This window comes from Vibrio mediterranei (assembly GCF_900088415.1).
Classification (GTDB): Bacteria; Pseudomonadota; Gammaproteobacteria; order Enterobacterales; family Vibrionaceae; genus Vibrio; species Vibrio mediterranei.
In genome coordinates this window covers 1,041,548-1,063,604 of sequence record NZ_FLLQ01000001.1, presented here as the reverse complement: position 1 = coordinate 1,063,604, position 22,057 = coordinate 1,041,548, and the positions used below count along the sequence as shown (strand labels likewise).

Below are 22,057 nucleotides of genomic sequence, written 5' to 3'. Positions count from 1 at the left end.
AGTAATATTCCTTATTAATTATTGGTTTGAAAGAGTGGAAGAGTTGGTATTTTTTGAGGTCATAAAAGCGATATTCTCAAGAATATCTTGGACCAAATAAATCACCATAAATAAGCCCGCAAGAGGAATTGCGGCATACACTAAACCCATCTCTATACCTAGAGCGGGAGATACTTGACCTGTCGCTAGAGTTTTTAACATTAATCTACCGCCACCATAGACCATAATGATGGAGGCGAAAGACATGCTGATCATATTAATCAGTAACTTCAACTTGTTATGTTTAGCTTCGTCGTGTTCGATTTTCATTGCTAATAAGTCAATAGCAAGGTGGCGTTTTTGTCCTAGCGTATAAGCTGCACCCATCAAACCGACCCAGATAAAGAGAAAACGGGCAACTTCATCAGTGAAAGTACTCGGCGCGTTTAATACATAGCGAGAGAACACCTGCCAAGACACGCAAACAACTAAAACACTACTCAGCGAAATACAGAATAAGGATAAAACCTTATTCATTATCGTAATGAGCTTATTCATAACATCTCCTAGTTGACGAAATCCTTCGTCTTATAATTTGGAAAAAGAGCAAGAGGTAAGGTTGAGCAGATTTAAACACAGTAAATTGAAACCGCTTGTGACAAATCTCACAATAAAATTGGTCCAACCAATTTTAGCGATAAAAGTATGACATTGGTCAACCAATTCGATTTTTCACGTTGATTATTGGTTGGTGATGGTTCAGATTGATAGCGTAGTTAATAAGAAACGGAATTTAGCCATAATTGGTTAACCGAATTGTAATAATTAATCCTATAACTGAACATAAATTGAATGGAGACTCCCCTATGCGTTGGAACAAAACAGCACTAACAACTTTCGTTACTTGTGCTCTCGCTGCATCGACTTCTTTTACCGCTTCTGCAGTAACCACGCTAAAACTTAGCCACAACCAAGACCGTAATCACCCTGTGCATAAATCAATGCAGTACATGGCTGATGAAGTGAAAGAGCTGACAGATGGTGAAGTTCGTATCCGTATTTATCCGAATGGACAGCTTGGCACTCAACGTGAATCGATGGAATTGCTACAGAATGGTGCTTTAGACATTGCGAAATCAAATGCGAGTGAAATGGAAGCGTTTGAACCAGCTTATGGTGCGTTTAACATTCCTTATATCTTCCGTGACCGTGACCACTACTACCGTGTAATGCAAGGTGAAGTAGGTGAAAAAATCCTAGATTCCTCTCACGATAAAGGTTTTGTTGGTTTAACTTATTATGATGCTGGTGCTCGCAGCTTCTACGCCTCAAAAGCCATTAAAACACCTGCTGATCTTAGTGGTATGAAAATCCGCGTTCAGCCAAGTCCAACTGCTGTTGAAATGATTAAACTGATGGGTGGTTCGCCAACTCCACTATCTTACGGTGAGCTATACACTGCAATGCAACAAGGCGTTGTTGATGGTGCAGAAAACAACCCTACAGCGCTAACAACCGCTCGTCACGGTGAAGTTGCTAAAGTATTTAGCCAAGATGAGCATACGATGATTCCAGATGTTCTAGTAATTAGCTCTAAAGTTTGGGACAAGCTGCCGAAAGACCAGCAAGAAGCTCTTAAGAAAGCGGCTAAAGATTCCATGATGTATCACAAAGATCTATGGACCAAAATGACGAACGAAGCTATCGAGAAAGCAAAAGATAGCATGGGCGTAGAGTTCGTGACTGTAGAAAAACAACCATTTGTTGATGCAGTGAAACCAATGCACGATGCGGCGTTGAATAACCCTGCAATTGCAGACTACGTACGCGATATCGATGCGTTAGCAGTTCAATAATTAATGAGTTTTTGGGAGCACGATTTGTGCTCCCGCTTTCGGAGTTTAAGTAAGATGCTAGAACGTTCTGAACTTGCTGAGAATGCAATTAATTGTTTGCATGACGAACAATACGATGTGCCTTTCAATCTGCAGAATTTAAACCATAGCAATATGTTGTTTATGGGGGGACGCAACACTGAGTCTCTAAATGGACATTGGAACTTTGCGGTTGACCTTTTAGATACAGGCCTTCGTCAACGTTGGTATGACATGAAGCCGATGCCAGCAGAGCAACGAATTGAACCTTGGGACTATGACCCATACGTCGGCGAAACCATTCCAGTACCTTCGTGTTGGCAAATGCAAAAGGAGAAGTGGTATTTCTTCGAAGGCAGTGCTTGGTATACCAAATCTTGGGATTATGAAGAGTCTAATACGGATGAGCGTGTATTCTTACGTGTTGGTGCTGCACAATATGATTGTAAGGTATTCTTAAATGGCGAGTTTCTAGGTAATCACTATGGTGGTTCCACGCCATTTTTCGCTGAGTTTACGGGTAAATTAAACCAGGGGCGTAACTGGATAATGTGCTGCGTTAACAATACTCGCACCCTAGACCGAGTCCCAATGCGCAATACCGATTGGTTCAACTACGGTGGTATATATCGTGATATCGAGATTGTAAGAACCCCAAAAGAGATCATTCGAGATTTGCATGTCTACTTAGTACCAAACGGTCAATATAACTTGGTGCATGTTGACGTAGAAGTTGAAGGTTCACAGTCTGAAATAACCTTTGCAATTGAAGAGCTGGGTATCAATGAGAGACTGTCAATTGTAGATGGAAAAGCAACAATAGAATTAAGCGTTGAGCCTGAGCTTTGGTCTCCAGAAAGTCCGAAACTGTATGATGTTTCAGCAACCTACGGGAATGATGTCGTCACAGATCGTATCGGTTTTAGACAGGTCGAAGTTAAAGGTACCGAAATCTTTGTTAATGGTGTGAATACTTTCTTACGTGGTATCAGTGTCCATGAAGATGACAAAGAGATAGGCAAGGTTGTTACACCGGAAGACCTAAAGCGTCGATTCCAGCATGCGAAAGAGCTGAACTGCAATTACATGCGATTTGCGCACTATACGCACCACGAAATGGCGACCAAAATGGCTGATGAGCTTGGTTTCCTTATCTGGGCTGAAATACCAGTATATTGGGCGATAGATTTCGAAAATCCAGCAACTTACCGAGACGCAGAAAACCAACTACTAGAGATGATTAAGCGTGACCGTAACCGCGCAAGTATCATTATGTGGTCAGTGGGCAATGAGAACGCTGATACGGATGCGCGCTTAGAGTTTATGTCTGGTCTAGTTCGTACCGCGCGTGACAATGATCCTTGTCGTCTAGTTTCTGCTGCTTGTTTGGTTAACCATGCGAAGAACAAGATTGAGGACCGTTTAGCTGAGCATCTAGATATTATTGGTATCAACGAGTACTACGGTTGGTATGAAGAAGTGTTTGATGACCTTATCGAAATCGGTGAAAACTCTAATCCAGGTAAACCGGTTGTTATTTCGGAGACTGGTGCTGATGGCTTCATTGGTGAGGGTGCGCCGAAAACCGGCTTCTTCAGCGAGTCATACATGACAGATGTATACAAAAAGCAAATCGAATATCTGGAAAAACTGGATTACATTAAAGGCATTTCGCCATGGATTCTTTATGAGTTCCGTGTGGAACGTCGCCAGAACATGTTCCAGAAAGGTTGGAACCGTAAAGGTCTCATCTCGAATGACAAATTTACGAAAAAAGAGTCATTTATGCTACTTGCTGACTTCTATGGCAAGTTGAAACAAGAAAGCTTGAAATGACATATAATTGGTCAACCAATTGGTTGACCAATTTAAACCAAGTGATATTATTAACCTAAGACCAATTTATAAGACGATGCTATGAATATCGCTATTACTGCACCTAAAAGACTGTATCAAGAAATCGGACTTGCGCTTCAAGAGCGTATTCAATCAGATGAATTCAAAATAGGGGACAGACTGCCTCCTGAACGTGATATCGCTGAAGAGATGGAAGTGAGCCGATCTGTGGTGCGTGAAGCGATTATCATGCTAGAGCTGCAAGGATTAGTTGAAGTTCGCAAAGGCTCAGGCGTTTACGTCAACGCAAAGCCCTCTGCTGATGCTCAGCAATCTCAATTGGCAACGCTTAGGGCAAATTCTGATATTGGTCCTTTTGAATTACTTCAAGCTCGACAAGTACTCGAAAGCCAAATCGCCAGTTTTGCAGCGATGCATGTGACGAAAAACGATATCAGTCGCCTCAGAGAGGCATTAGATACTGAGCGTCAACAGTTGGAAACAGGTCATGGGGATTACGATGGTGATGAACTATTCCATTTAACCATTGCAGAAGCGTCTCAAAACAGTGTTCTTAGTGATATTGTTAAAGATCTTTGGATGCGCCGCGATGAGAGTTCAATGTGGAGACAGTTGCACTCACGTATCACTAACATGAATTATCGTACCGCTTGGTTAGACGATCACGAAAAAGTGTTGCTTGCCCTTCAACGTAGAGATCCTGAAGGTGCAAGAGAAGCAATGTGGCAACACTTGGAAAACGTAAAACAAACGTTATTTGAATTATCTGACGTAGATGATCCGCAATTTGACGGCTTCCTTTTCCGTTAGTTAAAAATAACAATTTAGCTCTTCAATAATAATAACGACTAGTGAGTATGAAATTATTCGCTACGCACTAGTCTTGTCCAAAGATAGGTAATTAATATGGAACAAACATGGCGTTGGTATGGCCCTAATGACCCTGTATCACTAGATGATATTAAACAGGCGGGAGCAACTGGTATTGTAAATGCTCTGCACCATATTCCAAATGGTGAAATTTGGACAAAAGAAGAAATACTAAAGCGCAAAGAAATAATTGAAGCAAAAGGCTTTGTTTGGTCGGTTGTAGAAAGTGTACCAGTACATGAAGAAATTAAGACTCGCTCTGGTAATTATCAACAGTGGATTGATAACTACAAGCAATCGCTAATCAATCTTGCTGAATGCGGTATTGATACGGTGTGTTATAACTTCATGCCGGTATTAGATTGGACGCGTACAGATTTGGAATATGAATTAGCTGATGGCTCAAAAGCACTGCGTTTCGACCAAATCGAGTTTGCAGCGTTTGAACTATTTATTCTCAAACGTCCAGGCGCGAAAGCTGAATATACCGAACAGGAGCAAGCGGATGCCAAGGCGTGTTTTGACGCTATGTCTCAAGCTCAGATCGATAAGCTAACGTCTAACATCATTGCTGGATTACCTGGTGCCGAGGAAGGGTACACTCTTGAAGAGTTTCAAGCGCGCCTAGATACCTATAAAGGCATCGATAAAGAGAAGCTGCGCGAACACATGGTGCTGTTCTTACAAGAGCTGATTCCAGTTTGTGAGCAGTATGGACTTAAGTTGGCGGTTCACCCTGATGATCCACCGCGTCCGATTCTTGGTCTACCGCGCATTGTGTCGACGATTGAAGATATTGAAGCGTTAACAACGGCAGTGCCGAGTAAAATGAACGGTATCACGATGTGCACAGGTTCGTATGGTGTCCGTGGTGACAATGACTTGGTGAAAATGATCGAATCATACGGAGATCGCATTTACTTTACGCACTTACGCTCTACTCAGCGTGAAGATAATCCGATGAGTTTCCATGAGGCAGCTCATCTGGAAGGCGATGTCGATATGTACAATGTGATCAATGCGTTGTTGAAAGAAGAGAACCGTCGAGTAAGCGCCGGTGAGACTCGCATGATTCCAATGAGACCAGACCATGGCCATCAAATGATCGACGATCTAAAGAAACATACCAACCCAGGTTATTCTTGTATCGGTCGTTTGAAAGGGTTGGCTGAGATTCGTGGTGTGGAACTCGCTTTGAAGCGCGCATTTTATATGTAATGGCTCCACCATTCGTATACTAAAAAAGAAGGAGGCGTTTGCCTCCTTCTTTGTTTTGTTGTTAATGAATTAGACCTTGAACAATAGCGGTAACACCACTGAGTGAACATAATGCCAGTGCGCCAATACGGATTTTCTCTTTTGGTAGGGAATGAGTAGTCATTAAAGCCAACTTATAGCCTAACCATGCTGCTGGGATAAGCGGTACCGTGATATACAAATGATGTAGTGTTAGGAAGCCTATCGGTGCTTGCACGACTAATGACATGATCGAACTGAATACGAAGAAAGCGGACAAATTGCCTCTTAATTGGTTCGCCTCTTGGTGCTGGAGTAACAAGGCCATCGGTGGCCCTCCAATGGCACTACTGGTACCAAAAAAGCCGGAGAAGAAGCCAGCGACACCCATTCTGGTAGGTGTTGGTTCTATTCTGAATGGCAGTAGGCTAACTACAACGGCGAATACTACCAATACCCCTAACCACAGGGATAAAACCTGTGTGGAAACGTACAGAAGCAACGCAGCTCCTGCAATCGAGCCCGGTACACGACCAATCATGGCCATTTTTAATCCGCCGATTGCAATATTAGAGCGATGTTTCGCAGCATTAAGTAAAGAGATAAATAATGCAACCAAGCAGATAGGGGCCGGTACATAGTCAGGAGATACTTGGAACAGCAGTGGTGCAGCAACGATCGCTAACCCAAATCCAATGGCAGTTTGTACAAACGAACCCAAAAAGATCAGCAACATCGCGATAAGTGCCGTGTGACTAAACCAGTCAGCGAGCATGGGACTTCCTTTATAAAGAACAACATTACAACAGCAGTGCTGCTATTGTATACAATTGTCATCACGTAGACACGCTAAAAGTAACAAAATATTTAAAATAGATGATGTTAAGAATTATTATATGAAGTGATATGAAAAATAAAAAAAGGGAGCAATAATGCTCCCTGAAATATTAAGCAACTAAAAGAAGTTAAAAATGAATGCCGCTAATATTCCTTTATTCCTTGCGAAGTATAGTTATGTCCTATTCAGAGCTTTCTAACCCAGTGCAGAGTAGTAATTCTGTCGCTAAAGCACCAGTACTGAAAGTAATACCAGCTACAAGTAGTACAATGGCATATTTGCTTGCTATGATGCATAGGCCAATGGTATTAATTATCTTCTCCATATCGCTTCTCCTTTGAAACGTGAACAGTATTTATCTGCTATCTATTTTATGTCATTGGTAGAATATTAATTGCGACGTCAAGCTATATATTGAACTTTATCTTTGAACTAATTGTATAAAAAGCGAGTAGGTCATAAATTTACAACTGCTTACAATGACAAGTCTGGGAATGTAATTTGATATATTGAAATGTTTGTACGTGTTTTGAAACAAATATCTTATAATTAAATCATCAATCAACAAGGGATACGTTGTATGTTGAATATGGATTTCTCCCAAAGAGTTGTTATCGATACATTGACTATGGAATGGATCGCCTCTCCCGCAAATGGTGTGAATCGGAAGCCTTTAGAACGAGAAGCCGCTGAGTCAGGTCATGTTACTAGCATCGTTGAATACCGCCCAGGAACTCGGTTTAGTCAACACTCGCATCCACTGGGTGAAGAGATATTTGTATTAGACGGTGTGTTTTCTGATGAAACGGGAGATTACCCAGCAGGCACATACCTTCGAAACCCACCGGGTAGCTCACACGCGCCATTTAGTAAACAAGGGTGTGTCATCTTGGTAAAACTCAATCAGTTTGATGAGAATGATCTCAAGTTTGTTAGAGTTGATACGACCCAAGCAGAATGGCGACCGGGGATAGGTCAAATGGAAATTTTGCCTTTGCACTCCTTCAATCGGGAGAATGTTGTGCTACTGCGTTGGAATGGTCCGGATAACTACCATTCACATGGTCATTTTGGTGGTGAAGAACTGTTTGTTATAGAAGGGGCGTTGATAGACGAACACGGAGAGTACCCCAAAGGAACATGGACGCGAAGTCCTCACGAAAGCCAACATACACCCTATGTAAAACAACCGACAACCATTTGGTTTAAGACCGGCCATCTACCAATCAAAAAATAAGGCGACAATAGATTGCCGCCTTACGTTTTTTAACAACGAGCCTTATTAAGGCTGTTGACGTGTTGGTGCTAGGACGATTTCACGAATGCAGACATTCTGAGGTTGGGAGTAAGCAAACTCTACCGCACGAGCCACATCATCTGCAGCTAACACGCCACCCATCACTTCTTTCCACTCATCATAACCGTCTTTAATTTCTTGAGAAGTAGTATGTGAAAGAAGCTCAGTTTCTACAGCGCCGGGTGCAATAGTAACAACACGTACGTCTGATTCTGCAACTTCTTCACGTACGTTTTCTGAAATTGCGTGAACGGCAAATTTAGTACCACAATAAGCAGCGTGATTGCCGAACGTCTTGCGACCTGCAATGGAACTGATGTTGATAATTGTACCAGAGTTACGAGCTTTCATTGGTGCTAGCACCGCTTGCATGCCGTTTAGTAGACCTAGTACATTAACGTCAAACATGGTTTTCCACTCTGCAGAGTCTTGCGTATCGATCTGGCCAAGTAGCATCATGCCGGCATTGTTGATAAGAGCATCGGCAGGACCAAACTGCGCTTCAGCTTTAGCGATTGCAGCTTCAAACGTAGCTTTGTCAGTGATGTCGACTTTTTCACACAGTGTGTTAGGAAGTTGCAGTGCTTCAAGTTTTTCTACACGACGAGCCAAAAGCAATAGTGGGTGACCAGCGTCACTTAAACGACGAGCAATCGCTTCACCAATACCAGAACTCGCACCTGTAATTACAATCAGCTTTTTCATTTGTTCACCCTCTAAGTGTTATTTGTGATTAGACTTCTTTTTCGAAGATGTGTGTATTGTAGTAGATGAATTATTGTTGATATATGGGGATTTAATTGAAACTGTGTTGTCATATAGCAACAATGAAAACTAACCTTCTGTTCCTATACTAAAAAAGATATGCACCTAAACACCTCGTTGGATCGTGTGTCAGAAAGGGTTAAAATTCCTGTCAGTTGTTAGGGGACGAACTGATGTATAAGTGGTTATTAGTTGTATTGGTTATAGTGGGGCTGCCATTTCGATCTTTTGGTCTGGAGATCTCTCCAGATGTCAAAATTGATAGAGTAGAGGTAAAGAAATCAGCAAGGCGAATGTACTTGATGGATGGCGATACTGTTATCCGTGAGTATAGGATTGCGCTTGGTAAGAATCCGAGAGGGCATAAAATCCAAGAGGGTGATAATCGAACGCCGGAAGGAAAGTACTATCTCGATTTTGTTATGGACGATTCCGCTTTTTATCGCTCCATGCACATTAGTTATCCTAACCTGAGAGACAAAAATCGTGCAAAGAGTTTGGGTGTCGCGCCTGGCGGCAACATTAAAATTCATGGGTTGAAGAACAACAATACTAAGCCACCTCAATTCGTACAAAGCTTTGATTGGACTAATGGTTGTATTGCCATTACTAACGATGAGATGGATGAGCTTGTTTCTTTAGTGAAAATAGGCACGCCTATTTATATTCGATGGTAATGAAGTTAGTCGGAATAGCGACAGCAAGCTTATGATTGCGGGGGTGGAGCATAAACATAATGGATCTTACCGTCGCTAAATTCTTAGTTACATGTAGTTGCAGGTTTGGGCCAGTCGAATCAACGTTTCTGATTTGAATTTGGATTTACTGCCGGCAAGTTGAGCCAAGTAGTAGTCTCGCAATGGACGTTTTGCATCTTGTTTTGCTTTAGGCTTAGTGTGTTTCATCATGTTCCTCCAGCCTGAGTTTGCTTCAGAATCTGAACTCATTGTCGGTTAAAATACGGCAGTTAAAAACAGAGTTATTTTTGTCTCAAATGTTCCTTATAAGTAAAGCTTTGGCGATTAATCTATGAATGCGGGTTTAAATTGCTAAAATAAGGAACATTACTAAGACGAATTGGTACCTGTTTTTGGAAAGTATTAACCTTTATCGTTACTTTAAGCGCCTAGAGGCTTTTGAAGTCGGTCATCAGCATGCAGTGACACTTTCTGACGTCGCAGAGCGTTTCTTTTCTAGCCCAAGGCACACGCGTTCGATCCTAAAACACCTAAGCCAAGCGGAATGGATTACTTGGGTGCCCAGAGCGGGCCGAAACCAGCGCTCTACACTCATTCGATTATTGTCTGAAGGGGAGGTTAAACGTCGTATTGCTTCTCAATGGGTTAAAGAGGGTAAGTATGACCGGGCTCTGGAATTTTTAGATAATGATCAAGTGGCGTTTGGTCAACTGCTACAACAAACCTCAGGTGCAAAAATCACTGAAGGACGTGTCAATGTCCAACTGACCTATAACCGACCATTAACTCGATTAGTTCCTCATATTCCACATCGAAATAGCGAACGATTCTTGAATCGCCAGCTCTATAGTTGTCTGGTTTCAATGGATAAAGCTGGCGAGCTCAAACCTGATGTGGCGCATCATTGGGAAGTGGACCCGTCGTTTCAAGTTTGGACTTTCTACATTCGACCTTCCGTGTTTTTTGACAACGGTGACCGGATTGATGCTAAGACGATTAAAAGCTTATTGTTGCAACTTCAGCAACATCGCTACTATGCGAATGAACTCGACCATTTGGAATCCATAGATGTTAAGCCCCCCTATGTGATGACCATCAATCTTAGCCGTCCTGACAGAGGGTTTGCCGCGCTGCTCACCGATCTTAAGTATTCGATACAGCCACCAGAGCAATTGGCACAAAATGATCGAAACATAGTCGGTAGTGGTGTCTTTTCACTTAATAACCATTCAGAACAAGTACTCTCCCTCGTTGCTAATGAACAGTATTTTGGGCTAAGAGCCTTAACCGATAATGTTACGATTTGGTCTTTGGATGGCAGTATAGAGAAAGTGACTGAGCGTGATGCAGCATGTGCGCACCGTGTTTCACCCACCATTAAGTGTATCGAGCCCTCATCTAGGTCGACTATATCCCATCCCGCCATCGACTTTGATCAGAATGAATTGCTCAGTGCCACATCACGAGCAAGAATTGAAGATGGTTGCCTGTTTCTCCTCTTTAATCAGTATGGTAGAGCACTTACTTACCCTCAACGACGTTGGTTTAGTGAAACCTTATGCGGTGAAAATGTTTGGCACCAGTTAACGCTGGATCAGCGTACCTTCGGTGCGGAAATAGCGAGTAATTTCTTTCCTTTCTGGCACAACGTTAAGCGAATTCATACCGCTCAGCCCGTTGACCTACCTGAAACTATTCAGATAGCTTTCTATGCTCATCCCGGTGTTTTACGAAGCGCTGATGCCGCGAAGAAGATTCTTGAGCGACAAGGGGTGAAAGTAGAACTCAACTTGTACAAGTTTCATGAGTTTATTGAAAAAGCTATGGCAGAAGGGTTTGAAGAAGAGCTTATTATGAGCAGCTTAAACTTAGATGATAATAGGCAGGTATCGGCTTTATTGTTTTTCCTTAGTGACCCCGTACTTCATTCTGCAATTGGTAAACAAGCCAGTGATTGCCTTATTTCGGAGATTGACAAGATTAGGGCGAGTTCAAAGCCAAGTGATTATTTAAAACAGTTAGAACAGCTAGGTTCGCTTTTGATACATGAAGGGTTAGCCAGCCCAATGTTTCATCATCGTCAAACATTGAGCTTTCATGGCATCTTGAAAGGTGTGGAAATCACGACTTGGGGCTGGCCTCAATTACGTGATGTTTGGTCTGTAGATTGAACCTCGTGCGCTGCTAAGCGTTCGGTTAGCACCTTTTGATTGGCTGTGGTCGTTTCTAACGATTCTGCCGTTTGATGGATCGCACTGGCCATTTTGGACACGTTTCGTGTGGCGTGAATAATGGTGCCTTGCATTGGACGAAGAATTAACCAGTACGCTGCAATCAAAGCCAGAACAATGGCGAAGACAAGTAGAGCAAGCAATAACAACACATTAAATCGAACGTCGTAGGCAAATTTTTTGGTGCTGTTGGCGATGGAGTTTTGTGATTGTTCTAAAGCGCCCGGTAAGGCAATAAGTGATTGTTTGGACATCTCAGTGAGTTCGTTGATGTTATCCATGGTATCAACGAGCACTTGTCGTTGTTCCTCATTCAAGCTTTCATTTTTTGACAGTAAAGTTAACGATGTCGCCAAATTATCGATGGCAACTGCAGAGCGCTCAATGGACTGTTCGATTCCCTTAAGATCTAGCATCATTTTAATATTGACTAATGGCTCGTCTAGCTCGCTCGGCTCTGTAGTTTCTGAGGTCGCGGCAAAGACGCTTTGCAATGGTAATAAAAGGGTCAGGGCGATAGTTAATAACGTTTTCATGGGTATCCCAAGCAGAATAAGTGACTATTTTAATGCTACTAACTTAGTTCAACTTTAAGGTAGATACCAATTAACGTTTTGTATCCTATCTGTATTTTCTATTTACGTTGCAACTTAAACCAAGACACTAAACCTATTCCGCCCAATATAAGAAAGGTTGATAGGAGTGACATGGCAGACACGGTTTCACCGATAAATAGCCAACCAAGAACCATAGCAATAACAGGGACTGTTAGTTGCAGTAATGACGCATCAAGCACATCGATCTTCGGAAGCAGTGAGTACCATAAAAAGTAACCCACAGCAGAGGCGAGTGAACCCGATAAAGCGGCGTAAAGAACGCCAGACGCATTAAATAGAATCGATTCTGAACTAACAAATAGGCTCAAAATAAAATAGAGAATCATGAATCCACTGGCCACGAGAAAACCTTGTTTAGTGGCTAAGATAGGAGATGGGACGCTTTTCCCTAATACTGTGAAGATACTCCAGCAAACCCCAGATAAGACCATCAACACAGTGCCGACAACAGAAGGTTGAGATGCGGACGGCAATAGTAATGAAGCAAAACCGGTTAACGCGATGGTAATACCCACCATCTCTAACTTGGATATTTGATGTCCACTGATTCGGTGATAAGCGATCAGTGCCAATTGTACGGTGCCAAACAAGATTAAGGCGCCAGTCCCAGTATCAAGCGTGATGTAAGCAAAAGAAAATAGTAATGCATAGCCAAAAAGTGACAAGCCTAGGGAGAGTGATTGACATTGACTGAGCTTGGGTGAACTTTGGTTTTGTCGTTGGTCGTCCAATAGATAGCTAAGGGCAAGCAAGGTGACGGCTCCACTGACTAAGCGAATTAAAGTAAACCCTACTGGATCGATGACCTCGGTTCCCAAAGCGAATCGACAGAATAGAGAGTTAAGCGCAAATGCCGTCATGGCAGTGAGCGCCAAAGGGAAGTTTTTGTTCATCGGGCTTCAATCAGTTATAACCAGTCATTATCCTAACGGTCAGACTCCTTTCACGGAATAACCAATAACTTATATATTATGTTTTTCACTTCCATCTAATCAGAGTTACTCTGCTTAATCGTATAACTATCACTTTTTATCATGATTAACTAAACTAAATATCACTTTTATTGGCCTTTTAAGCGGCATACAGTGAAAGGACATTTAATAGAAGTAGAGAACATTATGAAAGTCGAAATAGTAAGTGCAATGCCAAAGTACGATGAGGCGTTGTGTGCTGTGATTCAGTCCGTGGGAGCCGAGTTTGGCGCAGTGGGCGAAGGGTTTGGTCCTTCGGACCCGGAAGTGTTAGCAATGAGCGAAAACTACAGTGAAGCAAATCGCAGTTTGTATCTTGTTGCGTTAGTGGATGGCAAGGTAGTTGGAGGTTGCGGATTAGCACCATTTGGTGAGCATCAAGACGTATGCGAGCTAAAGAAACTTTTCTTACTACCTGAAACTCGCGGGCTTGGATTAGGTAAGGAGTTAGTGCAGCAATGTTTAGCGTTCGCGACCGAACAAGGCTACGCATCTTGCTACTTGGACACACTCACTTCCATGTCGGCAGCAGTGAGATTGTACGAGAACTTTGGTTTCACACATTTAAATGCACCCTATGAAGGTACGCTGCATAACGGTTGCGATGTTTGGATGCTTAAGTCTCTACCGTAAAAAAGGAAATCGCGTTACGGATGATAGGACACAACTACAAGTTATTGCGACCACTGCAAGCTCTACTTGAAACACGTAGCCTCACTGAAGCTGCAGAACGGTTGCGAGTAACTCAGTCGGCGATGAGTAGAAATCTCACTCAACTAAGAGCGGAGTTTTCTGACCCTCTGTTAATTCGAGAGGGAAAAACATTTGTGCTCACGGCGCGTGGGGAGTCGCTTAAACGAGCGCTACCTCATGTTCTTGGCGCCATTGAAGGCTTATATTCAGACAGTTCGATTGAGCCCAGTGAAATAAAGCGCATCTATCGAATAGCGTATTCAAGTTTTAGTTCATTATCGCTGGTAAAAGACTTGAGTTTGGCGTTGATGAGTCAAGCGCCGAATGCCTCCTTCAGTATGGAATTGTGGCAACATCGGGATATTGATGAGTTGTCCACGGAGGATGTCGATATACTGATCACCCCAGCACACCGGATCCCGAACAACATCTATGGGAAGCGCATTGCTGACAACGACTATGTTGTTGTTAGGTCTAAAGAGCACCACAAGTCTCAACAGACGCTTTGTCTTGAGCGATATCTTGAGTCTCGGCATGTCTTACTGCATTTGGTGGCGAATATTGATCTTGAGGTGAACGAGTTTTTTGCTAACTTATCGGTGAAAAGAAACGTTGCGTTGACGTTGTCGAGCGCTCGCGAAGCTCTTGACGTTGTTCGAGAAAGTGACTTATTGGTAACCTTGCCTAAGTATCTGGTAGATAGACTGCCAGACAAAGCGGACTTTGACATTCAACCACTGCCATTTTTATTGCCATCACACAGTTACTACTTACTGTGGCATGCTAAATGGCAAAATGATGTGGCACACCGTTGGTTACGCGACACAGTGTTTTCGCTGTTGTAGACGCTGCGTGTCTTCTGTGATTTGGTTATCCTTTTGCTTGCTCACATAGTAGATGCAACCATTGTTGGTGATGAGCCGCCACTTGTTTGGTCACGAATCTACCGGTTAGCCAACGGAGTCCACCTCGCTGAGTTGATTCAGTGACAATGCGGCAACCGTTGTCGCAAGGACTTAATAGCCAAGCGTGGTACATATCAACGCCTCCACATTTCCCTTTCCAGGCAATACGCTCGTGAGGGATATATTCCACTACCGTACATTCAAAGCTCATGGTCTTGGTGATCCAGTTGAACATCGTTCCTTTGTGAAGCTCACGCGTGTCACCTTTTGTTATCTGAACCGCAGTTTTTCTATGATGCCAATTAGGCCAACAAGGCGCTTGAACGATACAAGCCCATATCCGTTCACATTCTGAAGGTACGACAATCTCTTCCTTAACGTGTACGGATGAGTTTTTAGGATGGTAATAGTCAGGCCAATGAATCTCTGTTAACTCGCTCATGCCTATCTGTTTTCCCATGTTAATGAGCCTTTGTTAACTATAGTCACGATATACAGGCCGTCATAGAAATTGGTTAACGTTGAACGGAGTCTTCATAAAGATTCTGTTATCAGAACGTAATGAAAAACTGCTTTTGTATGATTATATGCTCAATTTTCGAGTGTTAGATCTCATTATCTAGCATTGATCACAAAATCTCACCGGAGATTGATTGCTTAACCCAAACAGAGCATATATGATTAACTCAAATAGTCATACAATAGTATTTTAGGAGTCACACATGACAAAACCAGTCATTGGTTTCATCGGCCTAGGCCTTATGGGCGGTAACATGGTTGAGAACCTTCAAAACCGTGGTTACGAGCTAAACGTAATGGACCTAAACAAAGACGCTGTTGCTGCTTGTGTAGCTCGTGGCGCTAAAGAAGCAACAACGGCAAAAGAGCTGGCTGAAAACAGCGACATTGTAATGCTGTGTCTAACCACTTCTGCAGTAGTAGAGAAAGTCGTTTATGGTGACGAAGGCATCCTAGCTGGTATTAAAGAAGGTTCAACACTTATCGACTTTGGTACCTCTATCCCTGCTTCCACTCGCAAGATTGGCGAAGAGCTTGCAGCTCGCGGCGCTGGTATGATCGATGCGCCACTGGGTCGTACTCCTGCTCACGCGAAAGATGGTTTACTAAACATCATGGCTGCCGGTGATATTGACACGTTTAATAAGGTAAAGCCTGTTCTTGATGAACAAGGCGAAAACGTATTCCACCTTGGTGCGTTAGGCTCAGGTCACGTGACTAAGCTAGTGAATAACTTTATGGGTATGACCACTGTAGCAACGATGTCGCAGGCATTCGCTGTTGCGAAACTAGCCGGTGTTGATGGCCAACAGCTATTCGACATTATGTCAGCAGGCCCATCTAATTCTCCATTTATGCAGTTCTGTAAGTTCTACGCCGTAGACGGCGAAGAGAAATTGGGTTTCTCTATTGCTAATGCAAACAAAGATCTAGGCTACTTCCTAGAAATGGTATCTGACCTAGGTACTGAGTCTTTGATTGCTGAAGGGACTTCTAAGAGCCTACAAGCAGCGGTTGACGCAGGTCTAGCTCAAAACGACGTGCCAGTAATCTTCGACTACTTTACTCAACTTAAGAAGTAACGGTTTGTTGCTAAGTTAATTGAGCCCCGCTATCAAGCGGGGCTTTGTCATTTTTACTTGGGAAATAATACAGACTCCACTTCTAGCAATTGTTTCAGTTTGGTCAATTTAACGACATATAATGTTCGTGTATTTTGCATCTCGATGTCATTTTGGCAGGCAACACTGAATGAACATAATCAGCTACAAGGAAAGTCATGTATGCCAGTGTTGTTATCTCGCAGTGTAAAAGCGCTGCCATTTACCCGCAAAGCTAAGCTTCAACCATTCACCAATACCGAACTCATCTACAATCCCTCTTTCAAAGATACGCTAGCGACACTGCGTTCATATTTAAATGTGGATAAGCTAATCTACTCTCAGGTTCCTAGCATTCCGGTTGAAACGATTAGACGTGAAAGCATTGAGTCAGATACAGGCGATTGTGTATTTCGCTTAGGACACTCTGCGGTGTTAATGAAAATAGACGGTAAAGTGTTGCTCACTGATCCTGTATTCAGCGACAGAGCATCGCCTTTGTCTTGGGTTGGTCCTAAGCGTTTTCACCCCTTACCTATCTCTTTAGAAGATCTTCCTCGCATTGATATCTGTTTAATCAGTCATGATCATTATGATCACCTTGATAAACAAACCATTAAACAACTTCATGAACGAGTTGATCAATTTCTTGTACCGAAGCGTGTCGGACACTATTTACTTAGCTGGGGGGTGGCGCGAAATAAAATCCAAGAATTGGATTGGTGGCAGTCGGAGAGAATTGGGACATTGACGTTTGTTTTCACTCCAACTCAACATTTCTCTGGTCGTTCCTACAAAGAGCGTGATTTGTCGTTGTGGGGAAGCTGGGTGATACAGGGTAGTGAATCAAATATTTACTTTAGTGGTGACTCTGGTTATTTCAGTGGTTTTCGCGATATTGGTGAACGTTATGGTCCCTTTGATTTAACGTTGATGGAAACGGGGGCTTATGATGATAGGTGGGCCGGTATTCACATGTTTCCAGAGCAAAGTGTTCAAGCGCATATCGATGTAAAAGGGAGTGTCATGTTGCCCATTCATAACAGCACGTTCGACCTCTCTTTCCATGCTTGGAATGAGCCGTTAAAACGCCTAGTTCACGAAGCTAGTGAACGCAATGTTAATGTCGTATGTCCAAAAATTGGAGAAAAGGTACTCATATCGGAGTTGAGTGTAACTGAGAATCAACAGGTTTGGTGGGATTAACCAATGGTATCTAGGTTGACACCATTGGTTTGCGTAATCACCGACGTTGTTTAAGAACTCGTTTGGCTACGAATGAGGTCGGTGACCTGTTCCAATGACTCGAATAAATAGTCAGCTATTTCAGCGATGTCTTTTTGGGGTGGTGTTATGTCTGGAATCATCGCTGCCTGGCATCCAGCATCTTTTCCTGCGCGCATGCCATTATTCGAATCTTCCAGTACCAAGCATTCACTTGGAATCAGGTTAAGGCGTTGGCATGCCATGATGTAGCAATCTGGCCTAGGTTTACCATTTTGTACATCTTCTGCGGTAATTATGGTATCGAATTGCTCAAGGTAGTCTGAGTTTTGAAAGTTATGTTTTACTTCAGGCAAATGGGAGGAGGTGACGAGTGCAGTGATAAGATTGAGTTCCTTAGCCGTTTTGAAAAGCTGGTGGAACCCATGTTTGTAGTCTATTCCTTGTTCTCTTGTTTCATGAAAATGTTGGTCGCGAATGACCTTGTATGCGGCTAAGTCAAATCCTTCACCAAAGTGCTCACACAACATTCGTTCACAGTCAGGGTCTTGCACGCCAATAAAACCTTGATAGTAGTCGTCGGTTAATTCATACCCCATCTGGGTAGCCGCGTATTGCCAACTCTTTTTGTAGACCGTTTCCGTATCGAATATCAATCCGTCCATATCAAATAAAAGTGCGGAGATCATTTAGGTAATCCTCTTAGGTTTCACGTTTTGTTTTTATAGCGCTACTTTGTCAGAGATTAAATGAAAGTCAAAAAACATATTTGTAATAAAATTACATTATGGCGATTTTCGACTATTTGTTGAGCTATATTGGTCGGCTTTAAGTAGGGTTAGATGAGCATTCTGAGTGGTAATTTAATCAAAGTGTGACTTGAGTCTCTAATTATTTTATGTGTCACGGGCTAATAAATGTGATGCCGATCAACAATAAATGAGATTCATTATCAATAAAGTTGCTGTGTAATTTATCAACGCTGAAATTACGTGATCTACATCACTTGTTATTGTTGTTTGTGGTTTTTGTGTGGTGATTTGGATCACAAAAATGCCGTCATGCTGACTTTTGGAAATCTTGTGTTACTTTTTAATGGACTTTTGAATAACAACTTTTGGTCCAAAGGGACTACTTTTTCTGATAACGAGGATGACCTTATGCTATCTCCTGAAGCGAAAATCAAAGTACAGAACTTTGGTCGTTTCCTCTCCAACATGGTGATGCCAAACATTGGCGCATTCATCGCTTGGGGTTTGATTACGGCACTATTTATTCCAACCGGATGGATTCCAAACGAAACTTTGGGTTCGATGGTCGGTCCGATGATTACTTACCTTTTACCGCTATTGATTGGTTATACCGGCGGTAAAATGGTTGCTGGCGACCGAGGTGCGGTTGTTGGTGCTATCACAACAATGGGTGTGATTGTTGGTACAGACATTCCAATGTTTATGGGTGCAATGATTGTAGGTCCACTTGGCGGTCTAGCGATTAAGAAGTTTGACCAAGCAGTTGAAGGTAAAGTTAAGAGTGGCTTTGAGATGTTGGTTAACAACTTCTCGGCTGGTATCGTTGGTATGCTTTGTGCCATCCTTGCTTTCCTAGTTATTGGCCCAGCAGTTAAGGTACTCTCTACTGCCCTTGCTGCGGGTGTAGGCGTAATGGTTAACGCAGGTCTTCTGCCTCTAACCTCTATCTTTGTTGAACCTGCGAAGATCCTGTTCCTAAACAACGCGATCAACCACGGTATCTTCTCGCCACTTGGTATCCAACAAGCCGAAGAAATGGGTCAATCAATCTTCTTCCTGATTGAAGCGAACCCAGGTCCAGGTCTAGGTCTACTACTTGCTTACATGTTCTTTGGACGCGGTAATGCTAAAGAGTCAGCACCAGGTGCGGCGATCATCCACTTCTTTGGTGGTATCCACGAAATCTATTTCCCATACGTGCTAATGAACCCACGTCTGATTATCGCAGTAATTGCTGGTGGTATGACAGGTGTGTTCACATTAACGATGTTCGACGCGGGCCTAGTATCTCCAGCGTCTCCAGGTTCAATTTTTGCTGTACTTCTGATGACTCCTAAGTCTTCATTTGTTGGCGTGATTCTATCTGTAATTGCATCAGCAACAGTGACATTCTTCATCGCATCGCTACTAATGAAAACATCTAAACAAGATGACGAAGAAGAGTCTCTAGAAAAAGCAGCAAGCCAAATGGCAAGCATGAAAGCGTCTTCAAAAGGTCAAACTGGTGCAGCGCCAGACCTAGCAAAAGTTCGCAAAATCATCGTAGCGTGTGATGCGGGTATGGGTTCAAGTGCGATGGGCGCAAGCATGCTTCGTAAGAAGGTAGATGCTGCTAACTTAGATATTTCAGTCACTAACTTAGCGATCAACAGCTTACCGGATGATGCTGACATCGTCATTACTCATAAAGATCTGACTGACCGTGCACGTACACATGCTGCAAACTCACATCACATTTCTCTAAGCAACTTCCTAGATGGTGCTTTATATGATGGTCTGGTTTCTGACCTTGTGAATGCACAACAAGCGGGTGCTGAGCCAAAAAAGCCTGAAGCACCAGCAGACACTAGCTCAAGCGAAGAAGGAACGCTTAAGCTTTCAAATGAAAATATCTTCTTAGGTATGGAAGCAAAAACCAAAGAAGAAGTTATCAAGTTTGCTGGTGAGCAACTCGTAAAACTTGGTTATGTAGAACCGCAATATGTTGAAGGCATGTTGGCTCGTGAAGAGTTGGTTTCTACGTACCTTGGTGAGTCGATTGCAGTACCTCACGGCACTATTGAAGCAAAACAGTTCGTCAACAAAACCGGTATCGTGTTCTGCCAATTCCCTGAAGGTGTTCAATGGGGTGAGGACGAAGATGATGTTGCGAAGATGGTCATTGGTATCGCAGCTCAAGGTGATGAACATATTCAAGTTATCACAGCGATTACGAATTCACTTGATGACGACGAAGCTGTTGAATGTTTGAAGTCTACCACTGACGTTGAGGATGTACTTCGCATCCTAAGTGGTAAGTAGCATAAATGGTGATGATCACCATGGCTTTAAGTCATAGCTCCTAAGTGAAACGAGACCAACGCTCCCCCTGTTGGTCTCATTTTTGATTTTGTTTTTTTCTTTTTTTAATGAGTTATTTAGGAAGACGTCTTATGAAAGCACTACATTTTGGCGCAGGTAATATCGGTCGTGGCTTTATTGGTAAACTATTGGCAGATGCGGGTATTCACGTAACATTTGCCGATGTAAACGAAACAGTGGTTAATGCCCTAATCGAACGTCAATCCTACCCAGTAAAAATCGTTGGCGAAGATTGTGTTGTAGAGCAAGTTAACAATGTGACTGCCGTAAACTCAACGAGCGCAGACATCATTGAGCTCATTGCGACTGTTGATATGGTAACAACTGCAGTTGGCCCTACGGTTTTAAAAATCATCTCTAAATCTGTTGCTCAAGGTATCGAAAAGCGCCTAGAAAGTGGCAATACTGCACCTCTTAATATCATTGCATGTGAGAACATGGTTCGCGGCACTAGCCAGCTCAAAGAGATGGTGTTTGAGCATTTATCAGATGATGCTAAAGCGTTTGCTCAAGAGCACATTGGCTTTGTAGATTCTGCGGTAGACCGTATCGTTCCTCCTGCTGAGGAAGGCGAAACCGATCCTCTGGCAGTAACGGTAGAAACGTTCAGCGAGTGGATTGTTGATGAAACTCAGTTTGTTGGCGACATTCCTGCTATTAAAGGCATGGAATGCACGGACAACCTAATGGCGTTCGTAGAGCGTAAGCTGTTTACATTGAATACTGGCCACCTAATAACGGCTTACTTGGGTGTGCTTGCAGGCCATGAGACAATTAAAGATTCTATTGAAGACCCTGCGATCTTTGCAGATGTTCAAGCAGCTATGCAGGAAAGTGGTGAAGTATTAATTCGTCGTTACGGCTTTGATGCAGAAGCACACGCGGCGTACATTCAAAAAATACTTAACCGTTTTGCCAACCCATACCTACGTGATGAAGTAGATCGTGTTGGTCGTCAACCAATTCGTAAGTTAAGCCCACAAGATCGTTTGATCAAACCACTCAACGGTACGATTGAATACGGTTTACCTAACTCTCATCTAATCAAAGGTATTGCGGCTGCGTTTCTTTATAAGAATGACGATGACCCACAAGCAGTAGAACTTCAAGCTATGTTTGCTGAACAAGGCTTTGCTAAAACACTCGCTCATTATTCAGAGCTGAATGTTGATTCAGAAGTTGTTACACTAGCGCACGAAGCGTATCTAGCGCTCAAATGATTCAAGCTGTTGGTGCCACGCAAGTGGCACCCTTTGTATTAAGAGATGTT

General features: G+C 42.8%; 22 protein-coding genes. 13 read left to right on the top strand and 9 right to left on the bottom strand.

What is annotated here, in order from left to right; all coding sequences use genetic code 11:
• Positions 1 to 18 precede the first annotated feature (18 nt).
• The gene (locus VME0621_RS04760) at positions 19 to 537 is read right to left on the bottom strand and encodes a TRAP transporter small permease (RefSeq protein ID WP_006070322.1); all 519 of its coding nucleotides are present in this window, start codon (positions 535 to 537) and stop codon (positions 19 to 21) included.
• 308 nt (positions 538 to 845) lie between these two features.
• Here VME0621_RS04760 and VME0621_RS04755 point away from each other — a divergent pair, with 308 nt between their 5' ends.
• From VME0621_RS04755 to uxuA, 4 genes are all read left to right on the top strand, one after another.
• Complete coding sequence (locus VME0621_RS04755) at positions 846 to 1,835, top strand: TRAP transporter substrate-binding protein (RefSeq protein ID WP_006070323.1); 990 nt, start codon at positions 846 to 848, stop codon at positions 1,833 to 1,835.
• Between the two features lie 54 nt (positions 1,836 to 1,889).
• Positions 1,890 to 3,689, top strand: a complete 1,800-nt coding sequence (locus tag VME0621_RS04750; RefSeq protein ID WP_062456189.1) for a glycoside hydrolase family 2 protein — start codon at positions 1,890 to 1,892, stop codon at positions 3,687 to 3,689.
• Positions 3,690 to 3,770: 81 nt separating this feature from the next.
• Positions 3,771 to 4,520 carry an FCD domain-containing protein gene (locus VME0621_RS04745; RefSeq protein WP_006070325.1) on the top strand — a complete coding sequence of 250 codons (750 nt, stop codon included), beginning with the start codon at positions 3,771 to 3,773 and terminating at the stop codon, positions 4,518 to 4,520.
• Positions 4,521 to 4,616: 96 nt separating this feature from the next.
• Positions 4,617 to 5,798 (top strand): mannonate dehydratase, encoded by a 1,182-nt coding sequence (gene uxuA, locus VME0621_RS04740; protein ID WP_062456186.1) that lies wholly within the window; start codon positions 4,617 to 4,619, stop codon positions 5,796 to 5,798.
• 61 nt (positions 5,799 to 5,859) lie between these two features.
• On the opposite strand, the gene VME0621_RS04735 is transcribed toward uxuA, so the two are convergent.
• Both VME0621_RS04735 and VME0621_RS26775 read right to left on the bottom strand, forming a co-directional pair.
• A complete protein-coding gene (locus VME0621_RS04735; protein ID WP_006070327.1) occupies positions 5,860 to 6,591 on the bottom strand; it encodes a sulfite exporter TauE/SafE family protein in 732 nt (243 codons plus the stop codon).
• Between the two features lie 244 nt (positions 6,592 to 6,835).
• Positions 6,836 to 6,979, bottom strand: coding sequence for a hypothetical protein (locus VME0621_RS26775; RefSeq protein WP_006070328.1), 144 nt, complete (start codon positions 6,977 to 6,979; stop codon positions 6,836 to 6,838).
• Between the two features lie 255 nt (positions 6,980 to 7,234).
• Between VME0621_RS26775 and VME0621_RS04730 the strand changes: the two genes are divergently transcribed.
• Positions 7,235 to 7,891 carry a cupin domain-containing protein gene (locus tag VME0621_RS04730; protein WP_062456183.1) on the top strand — a complete coding sequence of 219 codons (657 nt, stop codon included), beginning with the start codon at positions 7,235 to 7,237 and terminating at the stop codon, positions 7,889 to 7,891.
• Positions 7,892 to 7,936: 45 nt separating this feature from the next.
• On the opposite strand, the gene VME0621_RS04725 is transcribed toward VME0621_RS04730, so the two are convergent.
• Positions 7,937 to 8,656 carry an SDR family oxidoreductase gene (locus tag VME0621_RS04725; protein WP_062456181.1) on the bottom strand — a complete coding sequence of 240 codons (720 nt, stop codon included), beginning with the start codon at positions 8,654 to 8,656 and terminating at the stop codon, positions 7,937 to 7,939.
• A 233-nt stretch (positions 8,657 to 8,889) separates the two neighbouring features.
• On the opposite strand from VME0621_RS04725, the gene VME0621_RS04720 reads away from it, so the two are divergent.
• Positions 8,890 to 9,393 (top strand): L,D-transpeptidase family protein, encoded by a 504-nt coding sequence (locus VME0621_RS04720; RefSeq protein WP_006070331.1) that lies wholly within the window; start codon positions 8,890 to 8,892, stop codon positions 9,391 to 9,393.
• Positions 9,394 to 9,480: 87 nt separating this feature from the next.
• On the opposite strand, the gene VME0621_RS26520 is transcribed toward VME0621_RS04720, so the two are convergent.
• Positions 9,481 to 9,624 (bottom strand): hypothetical protein, encoded by a 144-nt coding sequence (locus VME0621_RS26520; protein ID WP_006070332.1) that lies wholly within the window; start codon positions 9,622 to 9,624, stop codon positions 9,481 to 9,483.
• Between the two features lie 182 nt (positions 9,625 to 9,806).
• Here VME0621_RS26520 and VME0621_RS04715 point away from each other — a divergent pair, with 182 nt between their 5' ends.
• Entirely contained in the window at positions 9,807 to 11,585 is a 1,779-nt protein-coding gene (locus VME0621_RS04715; RefSeq protein ID WP_062456177.1) for an SgrR family transcriptional regulator, read from the top strand.
• Here the strand turns inward: VME0621_RS04715 and VME0621_RS04710 are convergent.
• Together VME0621_RS04710 and VME0621_RS04705 are read right to left on the bottom strand one after the other, a co-directional pair.
• The gene (locus VME0621_RS04710) at positions 11,555 to 12,181 is read right to left on the bottom strand and encodes a hypothetical protein (protein ID WP_062456175.1); all 627 of its coding nucleotides are present in this window, start codon (positions 12,179 to 12,181) and stop codon (positions 11,555 to 11,557) included. The genes VME0621_RS04715 and VME0621_RS04710 overlap by 31 nt on opposite strands.
• Positions 12,182 to 12,279: 98 nt before the next feature.
• Positions 12,280 to 13,155: a DMT family transporter gene (locus VME0621_RS04705; RefSeq protein ID WP_062456171.1), complete on the bottom strand. Its 876-nt coding sequence runs from the start codon at positions 13,153 to 13,155 to the stop codon at positions 12,280 to 12,282.
• A gap of 225 nt (positions 13,156 to 13,380) precedes the next feature.
• Between VME0621_RS04705 and VME0621_RS04700 the strand changes: the two genes are divergently transcribed.
• Both VME0621_RS04700 and VME0621_RS04695 read left to right on the top strand, forming a co-directional pair.
• A complete protein-coding gene (locus VME0621_RS04700; RefSeq protein WP_062456168.1) occupies positions 13,381 to 13,866 on the top strand; it encodes a GNAT family N-acetyltransferase in 486 nt (161 codons plus the stop codon).
• Between the two features lie 20 nt (positions 13,867 to 13,886).
• Positions 13,887 to 14,771, top strand: coding sequence for a LysR family transcriptional regulator (locus tag VME0621_RS04695; protein ID WP_062456166.1), 885 nt, complete (start codon positions 13,887 to 13,889; stop codon positions 14,769 to 14,771).
• Positions 14,772 to 14,796: 25 nt separating this feature from the next.
• On the opposite strand, the gene VME0621_RS04690 is transcribed toward VME0621_RS04695, so the two are convergent.
• Entirely contained in the window at positions 14,797 to 15,291 is a 495-nt protein-coding gene (locus VME0621_RS04690) for an SRPBCC domain-containing protein (protein WP_231892906.1), read from the bottom strand.
• A 262-nt stretch (positions 15,292 to 15,553) separates the two neighbouring features.
• Here VME0621_RS04690 and VME0621_RS04685 point away from each other — a divergent pair, with 262 nt between their 5' ends.
• Together VME0621_RS04685 and VME0621_RS04680 are read left to right on the top strand one after the other, a co-directional pair.
• Positions 15,554 to 16,432, top strand: a complete 879-nt coding sequence (locus VME0621_RS04685; protein WP_006070339.1) for an NAD(P)-dependent oxidoreductase — start codon at positions 15,554 to 15,556, stop codon at positions 16,430 to 16,432.
• A gap of 201 nt (positions 16,433 to 16,633) precedes the next feature.
• Complete coding sequence (locus VME0621_RS04680; RefSeq protein WP_062456164.1) at positions 16,634 to 17,656, top strand: MBL fold metallo-hydrolase; 1,023 nt, start codon at positions 16,634 to 16,636, stop codon at positions 17,654 to 17,656.
• Positions 17,657 to 17,706: 50 nt separating this feature from the next.
• On the opposite strand, the gene VME0621_RS04675 is transcribed toward VME0621_RS04680, so the two are convergent.
• On the bottom strand, positions 17,707 to 18,363 hold the full coding sequence (locus tag VME0621_RS04675) for an HAD family hydrolase (RefSeq protein WP_031493809.1): 657 nt from the start codon (positions 18,361 to 18,363) through the stop codon (positions 17,707 to 17,709).
• A 471-nt stretch (positions 18,364 to 18,834) separates the two neighbouring features.
• On the opposite strand from VME0621_RS04675, the gene VME0621_RS04670 reads away from it, so the two are divergent.
• Together VME0621_RS04670 and VME0621_RS04665 are read left to right on the top strand one after the other, a co-directional pair.
• Positions 18,835 to 20,727 (top strand): PTS mannitol transporter subunit IICBA, encoded by a 1,893-nt coding sequence (locus tag VME0621_RS04670; protein ID WP_062456561.1) that lies wholly within the window; start codon positions 18,835 to 18,837, stop codon positions 20,725 to 20,727.
• Between the two features lie 131 nt (positions 20,728 to 20,858).
• Positions 20,859 to 22,007, top strand: coding sequence for a mannitol-1-phosphate 5-dehydrogenase (locus VME0621_RS04665; protein WP_038227437.1), 1,149 nt, complete (start codon positions 20,859 to 20,861; stop codon positions 22,005 to 22,007).
• Positions 22,008 to 22,057: the final 50 nt, after the last annotated feature.

Coding starts and splice junctions, on each gene's coding strand:
- VME0621_RS04665 (WP_038227437.1), top strand. CDS start 20,859: ATGAAAGCACTACATTTTGGCGCAGGTAATATCGGTCGTGGCTTTATT.
- VME0621_RS04700 (WP_062456168.1), top strand. CDS start 13,381: ATGAAAGTCGAAATAGTAAGTGCAATGCCAAAGTACGATGAGGCGTTG.
- VME0621_RS04755 (WP_006070323.1), top strand. CDS start 846: ATGCGTTGGAACAAAACAGCACTAACAACTTTCGTTACTTGTGCTCTC.
- VME0621_RS04730 (WP_062456183.1), top strand. CDS start 7,235: ATGTTGAATATGGATTTCTCCCAAAGAGTTGTTATCGATACATTGACT.
- VME0621_RS04725 (WP_062456181.1), bottom strand. CDS start 8,656: ATGAAAAAGCTGATTGTAATTACAGGTGCGAGTTCTGGTATTGGTGAA.
- VME0621_RS26775 (WP_006070328.1), bottom strand. CDS start 6,979: ATGGAGAAGATAATTAATACCATTGGCCTATGCATCATAGCAAGCAAA.
- VME0621_RS04750 (WP_062456189.1), top strand. CDS start 1,890: ATGCTAGAACGTTCTGAACTTGCTGAGAATGCAATTAATTGTTTGCAT.
- VME0621_RS04745 (WP_006070325.1), top strand. CDS start 3,771: ATGAATATCGCTATTACTGCACCTAAAAGACTGTATCAAGAAATCGGA.
- VME0621_RS04685 (WP_006070339.1), top strand. CDS start 15,554: ATGACAAAACCAGTCATTGGTTTCATCGGCCTAGGCCTTATGGGCGGT.
- VME0621_RS04705 (WP_062456171.1), bottom strand. CDS start 13,155: ATGAACAAAAACTTCCCTTTGGCGCTCACTGCCATGACGGCATTTGCG.
- VME0621_RS04710 (WP_062456175.1), bottom strand. CDS start 12,181: ATGAAAACGTTATTAACTATCGCCCTGACCCTTTTATTACCATTGCAA.
- VME0621_RS26520 (WP_006070332.1), bottom strand. CDS start 9,624: ATGATGAAACACACTAAGCCTAAAGCAAAACAAGATGCAAAACGTCCA.
- VME0621_RS04690 (WP_231892906.1), bottom strand. CDS start 15,291: ATGGGAAAACAGATAGGCATGAGCGAGTTAACAGAGATTCATTGGCCT.
- VME0621_RS04670 (WP_062456561.1), top strand. CDS start 18,835: ATGCTATCTCCTGAAGCGAAAATCAAAGTACAGAACTTTGGTCGTTTC.
- VME0621_RS04720 (WP_006070331.1), top strand. CDS start 8,890: ATGTATAAGTGGTTATTAGTTGTATTGGTTATAGTGGGGCTGCCATTT.
- VME0621_RS04760 (WP_006070322.1), bottom strand. CDS start 537: ATGAATAAGCTCATTACGATAATGAATAAGGTTTTATCCTTATTCTGT.
- VME0621_RS04675 (WP_031493809.1), bottom strand. CDS start 18,363: ATGATCTCCGCACTTTTATTTGATATGGACGGATTGATATTCGATACG.
- VME0621_RS04695 (WP_062456166.1), top strand. CDS start 13,887: ATGATAGGACACAACTACAAGTTATTGCGACCACTGCAAGCTCTACTT.
- uxuA (WP_062456186.1), top strand. CDS start 4,617: ATGGAACAAACATGGCGTTGGTATGGCCCTAATGACCCTGTATCACTA.
- VME0621_RS04680 (WP_062456164.1), top strand. CDS start 16,634: ATGCCAGTGTTGTTATCTCGCAGTGTAAAAGCGCTGCCATTTACCCGC.
- VME0621_RS04735 (WP_006070327.1), bottom strand. CDS start 6,591: ATGCTCGCTGACTGGTTTAGTCACACGGCACTTATCGCGATGTTGCTG.